The organism is Variovorax sp. P4_D9 (genome assembly GCF_056401695.1).
Genome location: NZ_JBFUIU010000656.1, coordinates 1 through 4,997, shown reverse-complemented (window position 1 = coordinate 4,997; position 4,997 = coordinate 1). Strand labels below are relative to the sequence as shown.

Sequence of the window (4,997 nt, the reverse complement as noted above, 5' to 3'; positions counted from 1 at the left end):
GTATCAACAAGGCCGTGGTCCCGGAAACGATCGGAGCAAGCCCCGTGAGCACGGCCTTGACGTCGCCTGGGTGCGAAGCCGGCTTATTCATGACAAACGCTGCACGGCCTGCCGAAGCAACGGCACCTGCGAGGAGAAGAAATGAATACGGAAGCGATCTGGATTTTCCTGACGACGCAAGGCGTGGATTTTGGCCTGAAAGTGATCGGCGCCCTGATTGCCTGGGGCGTCGGCCGCTGGTTGATCGGCCTGGCGCAGCGCCTGGTCGCCAAGGCGCTCGAGCGCGGCCAGCGTATGGACCCGACCCTCCGCCACTACCTAATCTCGATCCTCGGCGTGGTGCTCAACATCGTCCTGATCCTTGCGATCCTCGACATGTTCGGGGTCCGCACGACCTCGTTCGCGGTGCTGCTGGCCGGCGCCGGCCTGGCGATCGGCACGGCATGGGGCGGCCTGCTGACGCACTTCGCCGCCGGCGTCTTCCTGCAGGTGCTGCGCCCGTACCGGGTCGGCGACTACGTCACGGTGGGCGGCGGCATCAACGGCACCGTCAAGGAACTGGGCCTGTTCGGCACCACGCTGGTCACGCCCGACAACGTGGTCACCACGGTGGGCAACAACAAGGTGCTCTCGGATCCGATCCAGAACTTCAGCCAGTTGCCGTTCCGCCGGGTCGATGCCACGGCCAAGATCGCCAACGGAGTCGACGTGAACCAGGCGATCGCATTGCTCAAGGCCGCGGTCAGCCAGATCCCGAACGTCTCGACCGAGCAGCCGCCCGACGTCGAGATCCTGCAATTCACCCCCGAAGGCCCGCTGCTCGCCGTGCGGCCCTACACCCACACCGACCACTACTGGCAGGTGTACTTCGACACCCACAAGGCGGTCGTCAAGACCTTCGGCGCCGCCGGCTACCCGACGCCCGAAACGCCCCTGGTGCATCGGAACATCCAGCCACCGGCCACTGATCGGGATAGGGGGCAGTCTTCCTAGACTGCGCCCCTCCCACACCACCCGGCATGCGGGTCCGCACCGGGCGGTTCGAGAGTTTTAGGTCATGAGAGTCTGGGTAGTCCCATACGGTCAAACCAGGCGATGTTCAGCACGCTGTTGAGCTGCTTGGCGCTATTGCGCCACCAGCGGCGGCTGTTGGCCGCCACCCGTTGCGCCGTCGCAGGACTGGCGCCCMGGGCGCACAGTTCCCGGAACATCGTCGGGCCGCACTTCCACTGCTTGAGTTGAATCGCACGCAGGCGGTGGCGCAGCCACTCGTCCAGCTCGCGCCAGACCTTGGGCGTTTGCGCCAGCCCGAAGTACGCCTTCCAGCCCAGCAGGTAGGGCCGCAGCCCCTGTACCACCTGCGCCATGCTGCGCCCGCCCGAGCGGCGCGTGAGTTGCCTCACMCGCTGCCTGAACGTCGCCAGCGGCTTGGCCGACACCCCGCGCTTGACTTCGCCGCTCGGGGCCAACCACAGGTCATAGCCCAGGAATTTGCGCCCGAACGCACTGRCGACCGCACTCTTGGTCTCGTTGACCTTCAAGCGCAGCTTGTCATACAGCCGCCGCAGCAGCGCCATCACCCGCTCGCCCGCCCGACGACTGCGCACGTACACGTTGCAGTCATCAGCGTAGCGCGCGAAGCAGTGGCCCCGGCGTTCCAGTTCCTTGTCCACTTCGTCGAGCAGCACGTTGGCCAGCAGCGGCGACAGCACTCCACGTACGCAACAACGAACTTTTGGCGGAAGTGCCGCCGCCCGACACGGGCATGCTCGGATCTGCCGCACCTGTCGCGCCTCCACCAGAGGGACGGTTGGTGTTCGGGATCGAGTGTCGGATGGTGATGTTGTCCTTGCCGACAACGACCTCCTTGACGAGCAACCGGACGATACGTTGACGTTCCAGCACATCCAGATTCTGCGCTTGGATGCGCATGCGATCGAGGAATTCGCCCAGCGTGTGGGCTAGCCGAAGATAGGTGGTTCGGTCGGCCAATTGTGCACTCAGCGACTCGAGTTCGGCCTTCAGCCGCGTCTCGCGCTGGCGCAACTCGGGCATGCGCCGCCGTAGCTCGTCCAGGCTGAGCAGGTCTTCCTGATAGGCCGTGAGCAGCCGCTCCATGCGCCGTTGGGATTGAAGCAGCTCGCGTTCGATCCTTTGTTGTTGGTGCTTGGCCGGATGGGAAGTGCGCGCGGCTTCTACGCGCCGCGTCAGCTCGGCCTGGATCAGCGCCGGGTCTTCAAGCAATCGTGCGACCTCGCTCCACACAGTCTCCTCGAGCAGATCAAGCCGGATGGGCCGTGCCGCGCAGCGCGCCTGCCCTTGATAGCGCCATGCGTCCGAGCCCAAGCAACGGTAGTAGAAGATCTTGCGCGCACTGCTGCGCGTGGACGTCCGATACAGCGCATAGCCGCAATCGGCGCAATGCACCAATCCCTGAAGGATGCTGGGCTCGACCGTATTGCGGGCTGCGAACCTCTTGTTGTCCTGCAGCCGCTCCTGCGCCAGGTCGAACGTGCGCTCGTCGACCAAGGCAGGCACGGGGATCTGGATCCACTGCTCCCTCGGCGCTTCGTGCTGCGTGCGCGCACCACGCCGTGGCGGTTGGGCACGCCTGCGTAGGGCACGGCTGCTGCGGCGCTGCCGCGCGGCTTCCTGCGTCTTGCCGAAGCAGGCCATGCCTCGGTACGCGGGGTTGCGCAGCATCGCCCAGATCGTCGAGCGTTCCCAGCAGGCTTGCTCCTTCCTGGTCGGCACGCCCAGCTCGTTGAGCCGCTTGGTGATCGCGCCGATGCTCAGTGCGCCGGCCGTATACAGATCGAATACTTGGCGAACCACCTCGGCCTGTGCGTCCTCGACCTCGTAGTAGGCCGAGCGCTCTTCGGTCTTGCGCACGTAGCGATAGCCATAGGGCGCACCGCTGAGCACGCTGACCTCACCCTGCTTGGCGCGGTGGCGTTTGCCGCGGCGCGAACGCTCCAGGATCTGGGCACGTTCGTACTCGGCGATCATGCCCTGGAACTGCAGCAACAACTGGTCTTCAGGCGTTTGCGACTGCGGAGCCTTGATGAAGATCGTCTCCACGCCATGACGCAGCCATTCCTCGGTGAGCAGCACCTGATAGGCGTACTTGCGGCTGAGCCGATCCGGCGACAACACCAGTACCGCCTGGATCTGGCCTTCGGCGGCCAGGTCGCGCACGCGTTCCAAGCCCGGGCGAATCAGCGTCGCCCCGCTGAAACCCTCGTCCTCGAAGATCCAATCAACCGGTACGCTGTAGCCCTCGGCCGAGGCGAACGCCACCAGCGCCGCCGTCTGGCTGGCGATCGTCTTGTCCTCCTTCTGTCGATCCGATGACACCCGTGCATAGATCGCCGCTGTCTTCATGACACTGTCCTCCTACTTGGGAAGGCCCGCCGGTACGGCGAGTGCGGTCCGGAACCAAGACGTCATAGGCCTGTTCGAGCTTGGTGTCGAACAGGCGATCAAAGCAATACTCGAAGCGAACCTGGTAGCGCCGGCGGCTCTCAGCCACGCCGGTGCTCCCGAGCCAACAAGCCCAAGACGGCACGCGAGACCACGTCGCCGATCGTCGAATCGGTGGCCTGCGCATGTGCACGCAGCTTCGTCGCGATGTCCTCGGGCACCTTGACGGTGATGGCCACGCTGGGCGCCGCGATCGGCACCGGGCGCTTGATCGACTGCGCCTCCTGCACATAGCGAGAGGCTTGCCGMTGCGATAGGCCGAACTCGTCCGCAAGCGTCACCGTCGCTTGCGCGGTTGCCCAGCCTTGGGCGAGCAGATCGAATGCGGCGTTCAAGCGTTGGGCCCTCTCGGCGCTGTTGGATCGCGACATTGGACGCAAACATATTACTTCTTGCGTCTCAAGTCAATRACCGACAGCGTCCGACACAGCGCGATCCGCCGCTCGAACTCGAAGTTATCTCTTGTGTCCATGGCGTGAGCGGCCCACCTTGCGGTGTGCCCTGATGCCGTTCCTGTACCACCCCACCGTCCATGATCCCGCTGTCCAGGTACGCCCGCACCAACCGGATGACTCCGGCGTCGGCAATGCGCCTTTGCAGGCGATCGATCAGGATGTCGTGGTTGACCCGGTCGAAGAATTTTTCCAGGTCCACGTCTACCACGACCCTGCGCCCGGACTGCACGTACGCCTGCGCGGCCAATACCGCGTCSTGGGCACGCCGTCCCGGCCTGAAGCCGTAGCTGTGCTCGCTGAAGGTGGGGTCCAGAATCGGTTGCAGCACCTGCAGCAGCGCCTGCTGGATCAGCCGATCCACCACCGTCGGGATGCCCAACTCGCGCTGGCCTCCGTCAGGCTTGGGAATCTCCACCCGCCGTACCGGACTGGGCCGGTACTCGCCCCRCAGCAGTTGCCCCCGGATGCCAGGCCAGGCCGTCACCAGATGCTCCACGGTCTGGTCGATGTCCAGTCCGTCCACACCGGCGGCGCCCTTGTTGGCCCGCACCCGCTTGAGCGCGCGCTGCAGGTTGTCTCTCGTCAGCGCCGCTTGCAGCAGCGCTGAACCCGTGTCTGTCGCTCCATGTCGCGGGCCCTCGGCTTCGTCGCTGGCAGGTTGGCTCACGGCTTCACCGCGCGCGACTCCCGCCCGCCCCGCTCGCGCGGGCATCTGACGCATGACCTCGGACATCGACATCTCGCTCAACACTTGCTCTCGTTTGGTCCTTCGCCGTTTGACTTCTGGCCTCCTCAGCCCCGCAACTCCGGCTACTACGACCTCTGCTGACTTCTCGCTCCGGCTCAACGCCGTCGCCCTTTCAGGCGCAAGGCGAGATCTCCCCAGGTAAGAACGCACTCCTTCACTGCACAACCGCCGGATCTACGCCGCCTCGCCTTGATCACGAAAGCTTCGCGGTTCATGGCCCGCTCGCCCTGCTCGGCACCGCCTTCTATCCGGTTCTTGTCCATCGGCTCGCAGCTTCGCTCCGCGCTTCCTCCCCACACTCGGTCGCCCTG

Annotated in this window: 4 protein-coding genes and 2 pseudogenes; 1 reads left to right on the top strand and 5 read right to left on the bottom strand. The window is 65.2% G+C overall.

Annotated features, from left to right (window positions below; translation table 11 throughout):
- The first annotated feature begins 141 nt into the window (after positions 1 to 141).
- Positions 142 to 993, top strand: a complete 852-nt coding sequence (locus AC1DY5_RS41805) for a mechanosensitive ion channel family protein (protein ID WP_478120314.1) — start codon at positions 142 to 144, stop codon at positions 991 to 993.
- A 62-nt stretch (positions 994 to 1,055) separates the two neighbouring features.
- Here the strand turns inward: AC1DY5_RS41805 and AC1DY5_RS41800 are convergent.
- From AC1DY5_RS41800 to AC1DY5_RS41780, 5 genes and pseudogenes are all read right to left on the bottom strand, one after another.
- Positions 1,056 to 1,715 (bottom strand): annotated as a pseudogene (locus tag AC1DY5_RS41800) (group II intron maturase-specific domain-containing protein); the annotation flags it as partial.
- Positions 1,624 to 3,384, bottom strand: coding sequence for a recombinase family protein (locus AC1DY5_RS41795; protein ID WP_478120313.1), 1,761 nt, complete (start codon positions 3,382 to 3,384; stop codon positions 1,624 to 1,626). The gene AC1DY5_RS41795 and the pseudogene AC1DY5_RS41800, both read right to left, overlap by 92 nt.
- A 140-nt stretch (positions 3,385 to 3,524) precedes the next feature.
- Complete coding sequence (locus AC1DY5_RS41790) at positions 3,525 to 3,818, bottom strand: hypothetical protein (protein ID WP_478120312.1); 294 nt, start codon at positions 3,816 to 3,818, stop codon at positions 3,525 to 3,527.
- A gap of 136 nt (positions 3,819 to 3,954) precedes the next feature.
- Positions 3,955 to 4,677 (bottom strand): annotated as a pseudogene (locus AC1DY5_RS41785) (reverse transcriptase domain-containing protein); the annotation flags it as partial.
- Positions 4,678 to 4,781: 104 nt separating this feature from the next.
- On the bottom strand, positions 4,782 to 4,997 hold a 216-nt coding region (locus AC1DY5_RS41780), incomplete at its 5' end, for a hypothetical protein (RefSeq protein ID WP_478120311.1).